The organism is Micromonospora sp. BL1 (genome assembly GCF_003667485.1).
GTDB classification, from domain to species: Bacteria; Actinomycetota; Actinomycetes; order Mycobacteriales; family Micromonosporaceae; genus Micromonospora; species Micromonospora tulbaghiae.
This window is the reverse complement of sequence record NZ_RCVK01000416.1, coordinates 1-14,492: the sequence shown is the minus strand read 5'-3', so window position 1 is coordinate 14,492 and position 14,492 is coordinate 1. Positions and strand designations below refer to the sequence as shown.

Below are 14,492 nucleotides of genomic sequence, written 5' to 3'. Positions count from 1 at the left end.
CAAGGCCCAGCACCACCAGTACGCCGGCGACAGATGATCCGCCGCGAACCCGATCAACGATCCTCACGCATCCCCGCTTCCGCTCGGGGTGCAGCATATGGCTCATCACGTCTGGCGTTTGCCCGTGCGCGGTCGCTGCGGTAGACGAGACATGCGGGAGCCGCTCAGGCTGGATGGTCGCGTAGGAACGACAGGGCCGCCACCTTAGCGGCCGCGATCGCCTCCTCCGTCTGGTCGAAGGCCGGGCCCCATCCGGCGTACAGCTCCAGGAAGCGATCGGCCACGGGTCGCAGCTCCGGCAACTGGGAATAGGCCGCGTGCCAGTAGATCTCGTACGCCAGGTCCTCGGCGTCACCGTCTCCCGCAACGATGTCCGCCGCTGCCTGACGCATGAGGTGCAGCCGGGCGCCGCGCTCGTCCGGCACCGGCGAGCCGAGTTCGTCCATCGCCTGCCGGAACAGATCGACTGCCTCCCGCGACTGGCCCTTCGACAGGCCGGCAAGCTCACGCAGGCCCGGCGAGTCGACGCCTCGGGTCAGAGCGTGAGCAGCCGCCATCGGCAGGTCGTCGCCGACCGGTTCGTCCATGGCCAACCGGACGGCGAGGTCGCGCAGGTGCTCCACGCCCGAGAGGCTAGGCGATGTACGGGGGCAGCGTCGGCCGTCGCGGTGCGGTGTGGTGACGGGTCAGCGGATGCCCGCGGCGTGGAGGCGCCGGGTGGCGTCCGGGTCGATGCTGGTCCGCACGAGCGAACCGGGCGCATCCGCGGAACCGGTACTGAACGCGGTCACCACCAGCACGACGGACAGGACCGGCATGAACAGCGTCCGGACCAGCATGGCCCAGCATGCCTTGACGCCGATCCGGCTGCCGTCCTTGACCCGCACGAGCTGCGTGCCGGTGAGGACGGCACCGAGCGCCCGGCCGTTGCCGTAGCAGAGGCCGTAGAGCACCGGCACCAGTACGAACAACGCGAGCACCGCCCCGGCGAGGGCACCGCCGGAGAGGGTCACCGCGCGGTCCACCACGGACAGGGCGACGACACCTACCGCGACAGCGAACAGGCACACCACGAAGTCGATGAGCCAGGACATGACCTGCGCCAGCGTGCCCGCCTTGACGTACAGCGTGCCGTTGCCGAACGTCGCGATCCGCTTGGCCTTCCGGGCACCGAGCACGTGCTCCGCCTGCGCCTGGGCGGCTTCCAGTCGGGTCAACGGCCGGCCCGTGGCGCGGACTGTCACAGCGTTCTCCTGTTGTATCGCGGGCACGACGTGCGGCTTCGCTGGAACTGGGCACCGTGCCGTGCCGTGTTCCGATGCAGAGTAGTCGACGCCGGCACCGCTCCTGTCCGACGTCGAGGCGATGGCGCGGCGCCTGCTACGTGGCTGGCGTGTTGTACCGGTCCAGCGTCGCCTTGGAGGTCGACGCGTCGCGGAAGACGAGCTCCCACGGGCCGGTGTTCACGTCCATGTCCTTGCCGAATCCGACCCACTTCCCGGCCATCCGTCGGCCCGTCGGCTCGGCCAGGAGCTGGATCGCCCCGTGATAGCGGGCGCCGATCTGCCCTGTCATTCGCGGCATCGTTTCCGATCAACCGTGGTCACTGGCCGCAGGGGAGTGACGAGTGATCGGCGGGCGCGGCTCACTCCGTACCCCTGCTGGCAGGTGGAATGGGCGACCAGCCGGCAGGCGCGGGCGGTCACCGCGCGGTTCCTGGAGGGTGCGCGGTGACCACCCACGGCACGGTCATGCCGGTCTGGAGCTGCGGCGGCTGCGACCTGCCCTGGCCGTGCCCCACCCGGAGGCGGGAGCTGCGCGCGGAGTACGCGGACGCTCCGGTGTCGCTGGCCCTGTACCTCGGCGCCTACCTCGTGCAGGCCACCGAGGACATGCCCTGGGCGCCGGCCGGCGCACTGCACCGCCGCTTCGTCGGATGGACCCGGGAAGCAGGACCGCATGAGCGTTATGACTGAGAGGCATGAATATGCCTCTCAGTCATAACGCTCGAAGCCATCAATCTTCCGGCAGGCATGACGCTGTGTGACCGGACGGCCCGGCGTCGCCGGCGGTGAGCGGCAGCGTGGGCCAGGCCGCCAGGTCGTGGAGCATCTGCCGGTCGTGGGTCGCGACGACCACCGCGGCCCTGGTCGTCAGCAGGGCCGCGGTGAGGTCGTCGACCAGTGGCGCGGACAGATGGTTCGTGGGTTCGTCGAGGATCAGCAGGTCGGGACGTTCGGCCAGGCGCAGCGCCAGGTTCAGCCGCCGTTGCTGTCCCAGCGACATCCGGCCGACCGGGGTACGCCGGGCCTCGGCGTCGAGCAGGTTCGTCGCGCCCAGCGGCAGGGGCGTGCCGGAGCCGAGGCGCCCGGTGGAGCGCAACCGGCCCACGTGCTGCTCGTACAGGTCGTGGGCGAGCATCCCGGACGGCCAGTCGGGCACCTCCTGACCGAGGTACGCCACGCGCGCGCCGGACGGGTGACGGACCTCGCCGGTCGACGGCGCGAGGTCGCCGGCCAGCACGGAGAGCAACGTCGACTTGCCCGCGCCGTTGGGCCCGGTCACCAGCAGGCGGTCCCCGCCGTCGAGCGTGAGCGTGACAGGGGTACGCAGGCGCCCGGTCACCGTCACGTCGTGGCACCGCAGGATCGGCAGTCCGGCCCGGGTGTCCAGCGGCGGCCAGCGCAGCGGCTGCGGTGGCTCCGGGACGGTGATCCGGTGCGCGTCGAGCGCCTCCTGCCGGCGTCGCAGCGCCTGGACCAGCCCCGGGGCGCGGGACTGGCGCTGGTGCTTGCCGTGGCCCTTCTCCGGACGCCAGCCGGTGCTGAGCCGGCCCTGCGCCTCCCGTACCGCGTCGGCCAGGCGCTGCTGCTCGGCCTGCTGCGCCTCGTGGTCGCGTACCCAGTGGGCGAAGTCCCGGCTGCGCCCGTCCTGCCAGGCGGCGTAGTCCCCGGCGTAGCGGCGCGGGCGGCCGTCGGCGCTGGGGTCGAGGTCGAGGAACTCCGTGGCCACGTCCCGCAGCAGCGCGCGGTCGTGGGTCACCAGCACCACGCCGCCCGGATGCTCGCGCAGCCGCGCGGTGAGGAAGGCCAGGCTGTCCGCGTCGAGGTGGTTCGTGGGCTCGTCCAGCATCAGCAGGTCGACCCGGGCCCCGAGCAGGCACGCCAGCCGCACCCGGTAGCGCTGGCCGACCGACAGCGTCGCCAGCGGGCGGTCCCGGTCCGGGCAGGCGTCGAGACCGGCCAGTGCCACGTCGACGCGACGCTGCGCGTCCCAGGCGTCGAGCCGGGTCGCCGCGTCGAGTGCTGTGGCGTACGCGTCGTCCGCGCCCGCCCGGCCCTCGGCCAGCGCGTCGGCGGCGGCGTCCAGCGCCCGCAGCGCGCGTTCGGACTCCCGGACCGCTTCGTGGATCAGCGTGCCCACCGTCTCGCCGTTGCGCGCCTCCAGGTGCTGCCGGGCGACGCCGATCGTGCCCAGCCGTTCCACGGTGCCCTGGTCGGGCGCGATGATGCCGGCCAACACGTGGAGCAGGGTGGTCTTGCCGCGGCCGTTCTCGCCGACGACCGCCAGGCGGGATCCGGCAGAGACGGTCACGCCGACGTCGGACAGCACGACCCGGCCGCCGCGTACGACGCCGACGCCGTCGGCCCGGACGTGCGCCCGGTGCCCGGCGGGCAGCAGGCCGCCCGAGGTGAATGGGGATGAAGGGATGTTGTCGAGGTTGTTCACAGTCCGCTCTTCGGCTCGTCGTGGAGCCGGGCAGCGCGAGGACACCGCCCGGCGGGAACGCCGGGACGGCGGAGCAGAGCTGGTACGTCAGAAGAAGCCGGTCACCCTGCCGCCGTCAGCGGAGGGACCAGGGCTTCATGACGGCGGCGTGGAACCTCATGCGGCCAACCCTACCCGGAGCCGGACGGGAGATCACCGGAGTTACCGGCGGAGGCGGGCGTGGGCCTCGGCGTCGAGCAGGTCGTTGACCGCCAGCGCCGAGTTGATCAGGGCGAGGTGGCTGAACGCCTGCGGGTAGTTGCCGATCTGCTCACCGGTGGAGGCGATCTCCTCGGCGTAGAGGCCGAGGTGGTTGCTGAAGGTGAACATCTTCTCCAGGGTGAGCCGGGCGTCGTCCAGCCGGCCGGAGCGGGCCAGCGCCTCCACGTACCAGAACGTGCACATGTTGAACGTGCCCTCGTGGCCGGGCAGCCCGTCGGGGGAGTGCAGCGGATCGTACCGGTGGACCAGGCTGTCCGAGACCAGGTCGCGCTCGATCGACTCCAGCGTGGACAGCCAGAGCGGGTCGCTGGGCGTGACGAACCCGACCGCCGGCATGTAGAGCAGGGCGGCGTCGAGCACGTTCTCGTCGTACGCCTGCACGAAGCTGCCGCGTTCCCGGTGGAAACCGCGGGCCATGACCTGGTTGTAGATCCGGTTGCGCTGCTCGGTCCAGCAGCTCATGTCCCCGGGTCGGCCGGTGCGGGTGGCCAGCCGGATGGCCCGGTCCAGCGCCACCCAGGACATCACCCGGCCGAACGTGTAGTTGCGGGGGTGGTGCCGGCTCTCCCAGATCCCGGCGTCGCGCTTGTCCCAGTTGTGGCAGAGCCAGTCGACCAGGCGCACGGTGCTCTTCCACACCTGGTGCGACACGCGGATGCCCTGCTCGTCGGCGAGGTGCATGGCGTACAGCGCCTCGCCGTGGATGTCGAGCTGGAGCTGGTCGGCGGCACCGTTGCCGATTCGTACCGGGCGGGAGCCCCGATATCCCTCCAGGTGGTCGAGCACCTCCTCGTGCAGGTCGGAGGAGCCGTCCACCCGGTACATGATCTTCAGCGGGTCCTGGTGGTCGCCGGCCTCGCGGATGCGCTCGTCGAGCCAGTCCATGTACCGGCTGACCTCCTCGGTGAACCCGAGGCCGAGCAGCGCGTGCACGGAGAACGAGGTGTCGCGTACCCAGGTGTAGCGGTAGTCCCAGTTGCGGGAGCCGCCGACCAGCTCGGGCAGCGCGGCGGTCGGCGCGGCGATCATCGCGCCGGTCGGCGCGTACGTCATGAGTTTGAGCGTGATGGCGGAGCGCTCGACCATCTCCCGCCAGCGGCCGGTGTAGCGGGAGCGTTCGACCCAGCGCCGCCAGTAGTCCCGGGTCCACTCGAACATGCCCTGGACCTCTTCCGGCGGGATGATCCGGGGTTCCTCACTGCCGGTCTCCAGGATCACCCCGCCGGTGTCGCCCTCCTTGAGGGTGCCGTACGCGATGAGGTCGCCGCCCTCCATGCGGATCTCGCCGGTCTGGGCCCAGAGCTGCCGCACGGGGTCGATCGGGTTGAAGGTGAGCGTCGCCGACGGGCTGCGGAACAGGTAGCCGTTGCGGTGCCGCTCCAGCTCGTGGCTCTGGCGTGCGTAGTCGAACCGGGGCCGGCACTCCACCCGGAACCGCATGCTGCCGCGCACCATGTTGACCATGCGCACGATGCGGTGCGAGTCGGTGACCCGTTCGCCGGTGACCGGCATGAAGTCGATCACCTCGGCGACGCCGTCCGCGCTGATGAACCGGGTGATCAGGATCGGTGTGCCGGGCAGGTAGAGCTGCTTGGTGACGTACCGGACCTCGTGCGGGGCGATCTGGAAGAAGCCGCCCTTGTCCTTGTCCAGCAGCGCGGCGAAGATGCTCGGCGAGTCGAAGCGCGGCGCGCAGAACCAGTCGATCGTCCCGTCACACGTCACCAGCGCGGCGGTCTGGAGGTCGCCGATGAGACCGTGATCCTCGATCGCCGGATAGCCCTCCACGTCGCCCCCCAGGTTCCGACTGCCCTCTCCGACTCAACCTAGGGGAAGAATTGTCAGGTTAGGGACGATTCGTGGTCACCCACCCTCCCGCGCGCCACGCCGAGCCTCGACCGCCCGGCGGGTCTCCTCCTGCACCAGGTCCGCGTTGATCATCGCCGCGGTCCGGGCACCCGCCGCCGCGGCGGCCCCGACCTGCGCCGACAGGTCGGTCACGTTGCCCGCGACCCACACCCCGGGCACATCGGTACGCCCCGCCTCACCGGCCGGCAGGTACTCGCCCATCCCGCTGGGGTGCGGCTGCGGGTGCAGGCCCAGTCCGGCCAGGAACCCGGTCCGCGCCACCATCCGGGGCGCGACGGTCAGCACCTCGCGGTCGACCGTGCGGCCGTCGCGCAGGCGTACCCCGGTCAGCCGGTCCCCGTCCGTCTCGACGGCCGCGACCTCACCCTCGATCACCGGCACGCCGCGCGCGGCGAGCTGCTCGGCCTGCTCGTCGGTGAGCGGCGGCGCGGTGTGCCGCAGGTAGACCACGTCGTCGCTCCACTGCCGGAACAGCAGCGTCTGGTGCACCGACATCGGGCCGGTGCCGAGCACCCCGATCGGCCGCTCGCGCACCTCCCAGCCGTGGCAGTACGGGCAGTGCACCACGTCCCGCCCCCAGCGCTCGCGCAGGCCGGGCACCTCGGGCAGCTCGTCGACCAGGCCGGTGGCGACCAGCACGTGGCCGGCACGTACCCGGCGGCCGTCGGCGAGCGCCACCGCGAACCCGGCGCCGTCGCGGTCCACCGTCTCGACCCGGCCCTCGGTCAGGTGCCCGCCGTAGCGGCGCACCTCGTCCCGGCCGCGCGCCAGCAGCTCGGCCGGCGGCACGCCGTCGTGCCCCAGCAGGCCGTGCACGCCGTCGGCGGGAGCGTTGCGGGGCTCGCCCCCGTCGACCACCAGCACCGACCGGCGTGCCCGGGCCAGCATGAGCGCGCCGCTGAGCCCGGCCGCGCCGCCGCCGATCACCAGTACCTCGTAGTTCTCGGTCATCGTGACCACCTCCGCGACCAGATTGCGGCGAGGCCCGGCAGAACTGCAAACTCTGTTGCTGATGTGGCAAACTGGCAGGCATGGACGACGACCTCGACCAGGCCCTCGACGCGGTCGGCCCCCGGCTGCGCGCGCTGCGCCGCGAGCGGGAGACCACCCTCACCGACCTCTCCGCCGCCACCGGCATCTCGGTGAGCACGCTGTCCCGGCTGGAGTCCGGCGGCCGCAAGCCGACGCTGGAACTGCTGCTCCCGCTGGCCCGCGCGCACGGCGTCACGCTCGACGAGCTGGTCGGCGCCCCGCCCACCGGCGATCCGCGCGTCCACCTGCGGCCGGTCGCCGCGTTCGGGATGACCATGCTGCCGCTCACCCGCCGCGCCGGCGGCATCCAGGCGTACAAGCTGATCATCCCGGCCGGCGGGCGGTCCGAGCCCGAGCCGAAGACCCACGAGGGGTACGAGTGGGTCTACGTGCTCAACGGACGGCTGCGGCTCGTGCTCGGCGAGCACGACCTGGTGCTCGAACCCGGTGAGGCGGCCGAGTTCGACACCCGCGTGCCGCACTGGTTCGGCCGCGCCGACAGCGAGGGGGTGGAGTTCCTCAGCCTCTTCGGCAGCCAGGGCGAACGCGCCCACCTGCGCGCCCGCCCTCGCACGGCCCGCTGAGACCGGCGCGCCGGTAACGCGCCCGCCGCGGCGCCGAGGGCGCGACGATCGGCGGGTGACCTATGCGGGCGTCGGCGGGCTGCGGATCTGGTACGAGGAGCACGGCACCGGCAAGCCGCTGGTCCTGCTGCACGGCGGATACGGGTCGACGGAGACGTTCGCGCCGGTCCGGCAGGCGCTGGCCGCGCGCCGCCGGCTGATCGCCGCCGACCTGCGGGGCCACGGCCGCACCGGCGGTCTGGACCGGCCGCTGCGGTACGAGTCGATGGCCGACGACGTCGCCGGGCTGCTGCGTCACCTCGGACTGCCGCACGCCGACGTGCTCGGCTACTCGCTCGGGGGCGCGGTGGCCCTGCGTACCGCGATCCAGCACCCCGATCTGGTCCGCCGCCTGGTGCTCGTCTCCACGCCGTTCCGGCGGGGCGGCTGGTACCCGGAGACGCTGGCCGCGATGTCCGCCCACGACGAGCGGGCCGCCGAGCGCATGCGCGGCACCCCGCCGTACGAGCGGTACGCGCGGGTCGCGCCCCGCCCGCAGGACTGGCCCCTGCTCTGGGCCCGCAGCGGGGAACTGCTGCGGCGGGACTACGACTGGTCCGCCGAGGTGGCCGCGCTGCCGATGCCGGTGCTGCTGGTCTTCGCCGACGCGGACGAGATCCCGGTGAGCCACGCGGCGGAGTTCTTCGGCCTGCTCGGCGGCGGCCACCGGGACGCGGGCGGCGACGGCGACCGTCCCGCGTCCCGGCTCGCGGTGCTGCCCGGGCTGACCCACTACGACGTGGTGGCCTCACCGGCGCTGCCGGCGGCGGTGCTGCCGTTCCTCACCCGTCCGGCCCGCGCCCCCGGCTGACTCACCCCACGAGCGCCGGGGCGTCGGCGCGCTCCGCCGTGCGGGGGCGCAGCAGCGCGTACGCGAGCACGACGGCGACCACCACGAGCCCCGCGCCGACCGCGAACGCCAGGTGGAAGCCGCTTGTCAGCGCGGCGGCCCGGTCGTCGCCGAGCGCGACCCGGTCCGCCGTCCGGGCGGCGGCCAGCGTGGACAGCACCGCGACGCCGAACGCCATGCCGAGCTGCTGGGTGGTGTTGAACAGCCCGGAGGCGAGACCGGCGTCCTCGGCGCGGGCGGCGGACATGGCGAGCGCGGTGAGCGCCGGCAGCACCAGCCCGAACCCGCCGGCGAGCAGCATCACCGGGAGCACGTCGCGCAGGTAGCGGCCGTCCACCGGCACCCGGGCCAGCAGCGCGAACATGGCGGCGAGCAGCACGAGCCCGGCGATCAGCACGACCCGCTCGCCGAAGCGGGCGTTGAGCCGGGCCGAGACGCCGAGCGACACCGCGCCGATGACGACGGCGGCCGGGAGCAGTGCCAGCCCGGTGCGCGTGGCGTCGTAGCCGAGCACCTGCTGGAGGTAGAGCGTCACGAGCACCTGGAACGCGAACGTCGCGGCCACGGTGAGGATCTGGACGACGTTCGCCACGGCGACGCCGCGCGAGCGCAGGAGCCGCAACGGCATGAGCGGGCGGCGCGCGGTGGCCTGCCGGACCACGAAACCGGCGACGAGAGCGGCGGCGAGCGCGCCCAGGCCGAGCGTGTGCGCCGACGTCGCCCCGTACCGCTCGATCGTGACCACCGTGTAGATGCCCAGCATGAGCCCGCCGGTGATCAGCAGCGCCCCCGCCACGTCGGCTCCGGCGGCGAGGCCCAGGCCCCGGTCCCCGGGCAGCGTACGGACCGCGAGCGCGATCGTCGCCAGTCCGATCGGCAGGTTGATCAGGAAGATCCAGTGCCAGCCCAGCGCGTCGGTGAGCAGGCCGCCGGCGACCTGGCCGATGGCCGCCCCGGCCGCGCCGGTGAAGGCGAACACGGCGAACGCCCGCGCCCGCTCGGCGGCGTCGGGGAAGAGCGTGACCAGGATGCCGAGGCTCACCGCTGTGGCCGCCGCGCTGCCGACGCCCTGGAGGAAGCGGGCCGCGACGAGCGTGGCGCTGTTCTCCGCGAGCCCGGCCAGCACCGACGCGGCGGTGAACAGCGCGGTGCCGCCGAGGAACATCGCCCGGCGCCCGATCAGGTCGCCGAGCCGGCCGGCGAGCAGGAGCAGGCTGCCGAACGCGATCAGGTACGCGTTGACCACCCAGCTCAGGCCGGCCGGGGAGAAGCGCAGGTCGCGCTGGATGGCGGGCATCGCCACGGTGACGATGCTGCCGTCGAGGATGGTCATCAGGGCGCCGGTGGCGAGCACGCCGAGGGCGAGCCGGCGGGAGCGGGGAGCGGACATGGAGTCCTCCTGTCGAGAGGTGCGACAGGAGAGACTGTAACGGATAGTCCCGTTACAGACAATCTATTTGGAGACTATTGGCGGGCGCGGCGTGCCGGCTTCGGACTCTGCACCGGCGTGGCCAGGTGGCCGCCGGCCAGGCGCCGCAGCGCGCGCAGGAACACCTCCCGCTCGTCGTCCGGCAGGCTCGCCAGCGCCTCGGCGTGCACCCGGTCGACGATCTCCTGGCTGCGCGCGGCGACCCGGGCACCCTCCTCGGTCACCGCGATGATCCGAGCCCGCCGGTCCGTACGCGCCGGACGCCGTTCGGCCAGCCCGGCCCGCTCCAGCGCGTCCACCGTGACGACCATCGTCGTCTTGTCCATGTCGCCCATCTCGGCGAGCTGGATCTGCGTACGCTCCTCGGGCAGCGCGTGCGCGAGCACGCAGTGCATCCGGGCGGTCAGCCCGATCTCGGCGAGCGCCGCCGCCACCCGGGTACGCAACACGTGGCTGGTGTGGTCGAGTAGGTACGACAGGTCCGGGGTGCTCATCCGCCCAGCGTACCGATGATTCCGTGGCGGACGATCCGGCTCGGACCCGGTCCGGGCCCGGATACGATCTTGTGAGATGTCGTCGGTGAGAGAGGTTGGGTGCGGTGAGCGACGAGCACGGCAGGCAAGTGGTGGTGGGTTACGACGGGTCTCCGGCCGCCAGCGCCGCCATCGAGGCGGGCGCGTTGCTGTTCCCCGGCGCGCACGCGTGGATCGGGCATCTGTGGACGCCTCCGTTCGCCAGCGAGGAACTCCGCAAGCGGCTCTGGACCGGCACCCGCGACATCAACGTGTTCGTCGAGGCGATCGAGCGCGAGGGCGGCCGGGAGGCCGACCGGATGACGTCCGTCGGCGTGATGCTGGGCCGCGCCGCCGGCTGGGACGCCGAGCCGCTCGTGTGCCGCAGCTACGGCGGCGAAGGGCTCCGGCTCGCCGAGCTGGCCGACGAGAAGCAGGCCGACGTGCTGCTGCTCGGCTCCCGGGGCCTCGGCGGCGCCCGCGCGGTGCTCGGCAGCGTCTCCGACATGGCCGTGCACTACAGCCCGCGTCCCGTGCTCGTCGTGCCGCACCCGCTGCTGACCGACGAGTACGACGCGCTCGCCGCCGGCCCGGTGGTGGTCGGCTGGGACGCCTCCGCCGGGTCCGAGGCCGCACTCGCCGCCGCCCGCCGCCTCTTCCCCGAGCGGGAGATCGTCCTGGTCGCCGTCGACGGCGACGAGGGGGACGCGCCGGAGACGGTCGACGGGGTGACCACGGTGCGCGTACGCGCCGGCGGCGGCGCGCCCGGCCGCGCGGTGGCCGACGCGCTCTCCGCCGTCGCCACCGAGCGCAAGGCGAGCCTGGTCGTGGTCGGCTCGCGCGGCCGGACGGCGGTTCGCAAGATCCTGCTCGGCAGCGTCGCCATGGCCACGCTGCACCGCGCCCACCGGCCGGTCATGGTGGTCCCGCAGAGCCCGGTCCGCGAAGCCGAGTAGCCCTCCGCGCCGACCGCGCGGGTGTCTCCCCGGCCGGGGAGACACCCGCGTCATCGCCGCCCGCGGCGCAGCCACCGGTACGCCGCCAGGCCGCCGAGCGCCAGCGCCACGAGGCCCGCCCCCCACCACGCCCGGCCGCCGGGGCCCGACGGCGGATCGGCCTCGCGGACCCGGCCGGCGTGCACCACCGAGTCCGCCACGTCGACGGCGAGCACCTGGTCCGGCGCGGTGAGCAGCGTGACCGGAGCGGCGGCACCGGGTGTCAGGCCCAGCACCCGGATCGACCGCACGTTGCCGTACGCGGTCCGCTGGTCCATCTCCAGCCCGTCGGCGTACCGGCTCGGCGCGCTCGGCTCGGGCCGGTACGCGACCACCCATGCGGTCCCGTCCGGCAGCCAGCCGAGCAGCCGGATCGCCGTCACGCCCGAGACGGCGGCCAGCGGGGGCGCGGGCAGCTCCCGGCCGTCGGTGTCGACCCGGCGCAGCCGCCACCGGTCGCCGGCCGACTCGTGTGCGACCAGCGCCAGCGAGCCGTCCGGCAGCCAGGCCCCTTTGCCTGCGAGCGCGGTGTCGGCCGGCAGCGGGAACGAGAAGAGCTGCCGTCCGTCCGGGCTGCTCACGAGCACCTTCGTGCCGACCTGGAAGGCCAGCCGCGACCCGTCGGCGGCGAACGCCACCGGCGAGCCGAATCCCGGCACCTGCGTGGTCTCCAGCAGCCGGACCGCCCGGCCGGTGTCCAGCCGCACCAGGCTGAGCGTGTTGACGTACGAGTTGCGCTCCGGATTCGCCGGCGTCGTGTCCACGACCGCCAGCGCCGACCCGTCCGGCGCCCAGCCGGCCGGACCCGTCCACACACTGCCCGGCCGAGGGCTGGGCAACCGCCGCACCGTGCCGCCCGCCAGGTCGATCACGTCCACGCCGGGGCTGGTGGGCGACCCGTCGGGCACCGCGAGGAACCGCCCGTCCGGGGACAGCAGCACTCCCTCCCCGGCCGGCGCCTCGAAGCCCACCGTCCACGTCCGGTACCGGTCCGCGTCCGCCCCGACGATGCCGACAGTGCCGTTCTCGTCGAACAGGCCGGTCAGCCTTCGCGCCTGCCCGCTGAACACCACCGACGCCGGGCCGAGCGCGGGCCGGTCGGTGGCCCGCAACGCGCCGAACGGCGGCAGCCCGAGCCGGTCCGGCAGCGCCGCCCCGTCCGAGCCCGCCGGTGCGGTCCGGCCGTCCCCGCGTACCGTGAGCGGCACGGCCGCCACCAGCGCCAGCACCGCCGCGACCGCCGCGGCGGCCCGCCACCGCGTGCGCCGCGCGGTCCGCACCGCCCGGTCGTGCACCGGGTACGCGGGCACCTCGGCCGCCGCCTCCCGCAACGCCTCCCGCAGCCGTACGCTCACCGCTCGCTCCTCTCCGGCGTCCGCTCCAGCAGGTCGGGGACCAGGTCCCGCAGGCGGCGTACGGCGTCGTGCCCGTGCCGCTTCACGGTGCCCACCGAGCAGCCGAGCACCTCGGCCACCTGCGCCTCGGTCAGGTCCTCGTAGTACCGCAGCACCACCACGGCCCGCTGCCGCGCGGTGAGCCGCCGCAGTGCCGCCACCACGCTCAGCCGCAGCGCCGTGTCGTCGGTGTGGTCGCCGCCGCCGCGCTCGGCCGGCGTCGCGTCCAGCCGTTCGGTCACCCGCCGACGGCGCCACCAGGAGACCTGCTGGTGGTACATGACCCGGCGCACGTACGCCTCCGGATCCCCCTCCCGGATCCGCCGCCAGTGGCGGTAGGTGCGGGCCAGCGCGCTCTGCAACAGATCCTCGGCGAGCTGGTGATCGCCGGTCAGCAGGTACGCGGTCCGCGACAACGCCGGTGACCGCTGCACCACGAACTCCCGGAACGACTCCGACATGCCCACCCCCTCACCGCAATGAACGCCGGTCGGGCCCTCGATGGTTGAGGCGGCCGTCCCCACGGCGGGCGCTGGCCCCCGTCGATGTGCGGGAACTATCCTCGGGCCAAAAGCCAGTCGCCATCCGACGGAGTGGTCGATGCTGAAAGGTCTGGCAGTGGACCGGCACGTGCAGGGGGACAGCCGCCGGCTCAACCTCGGCGCGCTACTGCGGCGCGTCCACCTGACCGGCCCGGTCACGCGCGTCGAGCTGGCCGAGTGGATGGGCGTCAACCGCAGCACGGTCATGGCACTCACTGCGGAACTCGCGGCGGCCGGCCTGGTCCGGGAGGTCACGGCGGGCGGCAGCGGACGCGCCGGGCGTCCCTCCCGTGTGGTGCGTCCCGCGTCGGACGCCGTCTACGTCATCGCCTTCGACATCGCCGTGGACCGGCTCGTGGCCGCCCGCGTCGGGCTCGGCGGTGTGGTGTCGGCGCGGCTGGAGGCGGAACGGCCACGGGCCGGGGCCGACCTCGACTCCGTGGTCTCGGTGCTCGCCGACTTCGGGCGGGCGCTGCGCCACGCCGCGCCACCCGGATCGGTGTGCGTCGGCGTGGGCGCCTCCTACTGCGGGATGATCCGCCCCGGCGACGGGATGGTCCGGTTCGGGCCGGACATGGGGTGGGTGGACCAGGCGTTCGGCGCCGAGCTGGCCCGGCGGCTGGACCTGGGCCTGCCCGTCCTGGTCGGCAACGAGGCGCACCTCGGGGCGCTGGCCGAGCATCAGCGCGGCGCCGGAGTCGGCGTGCAGAACCTGGTCTACCTGCACGGCGACGTCGGTGTGGGCGGCGGGATCATCGTGGGCGGGGAACTGCTCGACGGCGACGGCGGGTACGCCTCCGAGGTCGGGCACATGCTCGTGAACCCGTACCAGGGGAGGCCCTGCGGCTGCGGCTCGCGCGGGTGCCTGGAGGCCGAGGTCGGCGAGCGGGCGCTGCTCGACGTCGCGGGCCGACCCGCGCAGGAGAAGGGGCGCGAGGCGGTACGCGCCGTGGTCGCCGCCGCCGTGCGCGGAGAACCGGCCGCGCAGGACGCGCTGCGGCACATCGGTGACTGGCTGGGCATCGGCGTGGCGAACGTGATCAACCTGTTCAACCCCGGCGTGGTGATCTTCGGAGGCACGCTCACCGAGGTCTTCCCGGTCTGCGCCAGCCACGTCCGCAGCCGGATCGCGGCCAACGTGCTGCCCATCTCCCGCGACAAGGCCCGGCTGCGCGTGTCCGCGCTCGGCTACGACGCGACCTTGATCGGCGCCGCCGAACTGGGCTTCTCACCCCTCTTCGCCGACCCCCTGGGCG

General features: G+C 73.7%; 13 protein-coding genes and 2 pseudogenes. 5 read left to right on the top strand and 10 right to left on the bottom strand.

All coding sequences use genetic code 11. The features are described from left to right. Positions 1–164: 164 nt before the first annotated feature. The 3 genes and pseudogenes from EAD96_RS30290 to EAD96_RS30280 form a co-directional block, all read right to left on the bottom strand. The gene (locus EAD96_RS30290; RefSeq protein WP_121686638.1) at positions 165–623 is read right to left on the bottom strand and encodes a hypothetical protein; all 459 of its coding nucleotides are present in this window, start codon (positions 621–623) and stop codon (positions 165–167) included. A gap of 63 nt (positions 624–686) precedes the next feature. Continuing rightward, positions 687–1,217 carry a hypothetical protein gene (locus EAD96_RS30285; RefSeq protein ID WP_233586237.1) on the bottom strand — a complete coding sequence of 177 codons (531 nt, stop codon included), beginning with the start codon at positions 1,215–1,217 and terminating at the stop codon, positions 687–689. Positions 1,218–1,380: 163 nt separating this feature from the next. After that, a pseudogene (locus EAD96_RS30280) lies at positions 1,381–1,560 on the bottom strand (DNA-binding protein); the annotation flags it as partial. Positions 1,561–1,730: 170 nt separating this feature from the next. Here EAD96_RS30280 and EAD96_RS30275 point away from each other — a divergent pair. Then, positions 1,731–1,949 (top strand): annotated as a pseudogene (locus EAD96_RS30275) (hypothetical protein); the annotation flags it as partial. A 67-nt stretch (positions 1,950–2,016) separates the two neighbouring features. On the opposite strand, the gene EAD96_RS30270 reads toward EAD96_RS30275, so the two are convergent. The 3 genes from EAD96_RS30270 to EAD96_RS30260 form a co-directional block, all read right to left on the bottom strand. Further along, entirely contained in the window at positions 2,017–3,729 is a 1,713-nt protein-coding gene (locus EAD96_RS30270) for an ABC-F family ATP-binding cassette domain-containing protein (protein WP_233586236.1), read from the bottom strand. Between the two features lie 201 nt (positions 3,730–3,930). After that, positions 3,931–5,778 carry a glycoside hydrolase family 15 protein gene (locus tag EAD96_RS30265; RefSeq protein ID WP_121686635.1) on the bottom strand — a complete coding sequence of 616 codons (1,848 nt, stop codon included), beginning with the start codon at positions 5,776–5,778 and terminating at the stop codon, positions 3,931–3,933. A 75-nt stretch (positions 5,779–5,853) separates the two neighbouring features. After that, entirely contained in the window at positions 5,854–6,810 is a 957-nt protein-coding gene (locus EAD96_RS30260; RefSeq protein WP_121686664.1) for an NAD(P)/FAD-dependent oxidoreductase, read from the bottom strand. Between the two features lie 80 nt (positions 6,811–6,890). Between EAD96_RS30260 and EAD96_RS30255 the strand changes: the two genes are divergently transcribed. Beyond that, positions 6,891–7,475, top strand: a complete 585-nt coding sequence (locus EAD96_RS30255; protein ID WP_121686634.1) for a helix-turn-helix domain-containing protein — start codon at positions 6,891–6,893, stop codon at positions 7,473–7,475. A 55-nt stretch (positions 7,476–7,530) separates the two neighbouring features. After that, a complete protein-coding gene (locus EAD96_RS30250) occupies positions 7,531–8,325 on the top strand; it encodes an alpha/beta fold hydrolase (RefSeq protein ID WP_121686633.1) in 795 nt (264 codons plus the stop codon). A gap of 1 nt (position 8,326) precedes the next feature. Here EAD96_RS30250 and EAD96_RS30245 read toward each other — a convergent pair whose 3' ends face one another. Both EAD96_RS30245 and EAD96_RS30240 read right to left on the bottom strand, forming a co-directional pair. Continuing rightward, positions 8,327–9,754, bottom strand: a complete 1,428-nt coding sequence (locus tag EAD96_RS30245) for an MFS transporter (RefSeq protein WP_121686632.1) — start codon at positions 9,752–9,754, stop codon at positions 8,327–8,329. A gap of 74 nt (positions 9,755–9,828) precedes the next feature. After that, complete coding sequence (locus tag EAD96_RS30240; RefSeq protein WP_120568655.1) at positions 9,829–10,287, bottom strand: MarR family winged helix-turn-helix transcriptional regulator; 459 nt, start codon at positions 10,285–10,287, stop codon at positions 9,829–9,831. Positions 10,288–10,391: 104 nt separating this feature from the next. Here EAD96_RS30240 and EAD96_RS30235 point away from each other — a divergent pair, with 104 nt between their 5' ends. Beyond that, positions 10,392–11,261 carry a universal stress protein gene (locus EAD96_RS30235; protein ID WP_120568656.1) on the top strand — a complete coding sequence of 290 codons (870 nt, stop codon included), beginning with the start codon at positions 10,392–10,394 and terminating at the stop codon, positions 11,259–11,261. Between the two features lie 50 nt (positions 11,262–11,311). Here the strand turns inward: EAD96_RS30235 and EAD96_RS30230 are convergent, their stop codons facing one another. Together EAD96_RS30230 and EAD96_RS30225 are read right to left on the bottom strand one after the other, a co-directional pair. Further along, the gene (locus tag EAD96_RS30230; protein WP_121686631.1) at positions 11,312–12,655 is read right to left on the bottom strand and encodes a hypothetical protein; all 1,344 of its coding nucleotides are present in this window, start codon (positions 12,653–12,655) and stop codon (positions 11,312–11,314) included. Continuing rightward, positions 12,652–13,155, bottom strand: a complete 504-nt coding sequence (locus tag EAD96_RS30225) for a SigE family RNA polymerase sigma factor (RefSeq protein WP_121686663.1) — start codon at positions 13,153–13,155, stop codon at positions 12,652–12,654. Before EAD96_RS30225 ends, EAD96_RS30230 begins: the two co-directional genes overlap by 4 nt. Before the next feature lie 139 nt (positions 13,156–13,294). Here EAD96_RS30225 and EAD96_RS30220 point away from each other — a divergent pair. Next, on the top strand, positions 13,295–14,492 hold a 1,198-nt coding region (locus EAD96_RS30220), incomplete at its 3' end, for an ROK family transcriptional regulator (RefSeq protein WP_147457962.1).

Excerpts from the sequence above, each read along its gene's own strand:
- EAD96_RS30260 (WP_121686664.1), bottom strand. The coding sequence starts at position 6,810 with ATGACCGAGAACTACGAGGTACTGGTGATCGGCGGCGGCGCGGCCGGG.
- EAD96_RS30255 (WP_121686634.1), top strand. The coding sequence starts at position 6,891 with ATGGACGACGACCTCGACCAGGCCCTCGACGCGGTCGGCCCCCGGCTG.
- EAD96_RS30245 (WP_121686632.1), bottom strand. The coding sequence starts at position 9,754 with ATGTCCGCTCCCCGCTCCCGCCGGCTCGCCCTCGGCGTGCTCGCCACC.
- EAD96_RS30240 (WP_120568655.1), bottom strand. The coding sequence starts at position 10,287 with ATGAGCACCCCGGACCTGTCGTACCTACTCGACCACACCAGCCACGTG.
- EAD96_RS30225 (WP_121686663.1), bottom strand. The coding sequence starts at position 13,155 with ATGTCGGAGTCGTTCCGGGAGTTCGTGGTGCAGCGGTCACCGGCGTTG.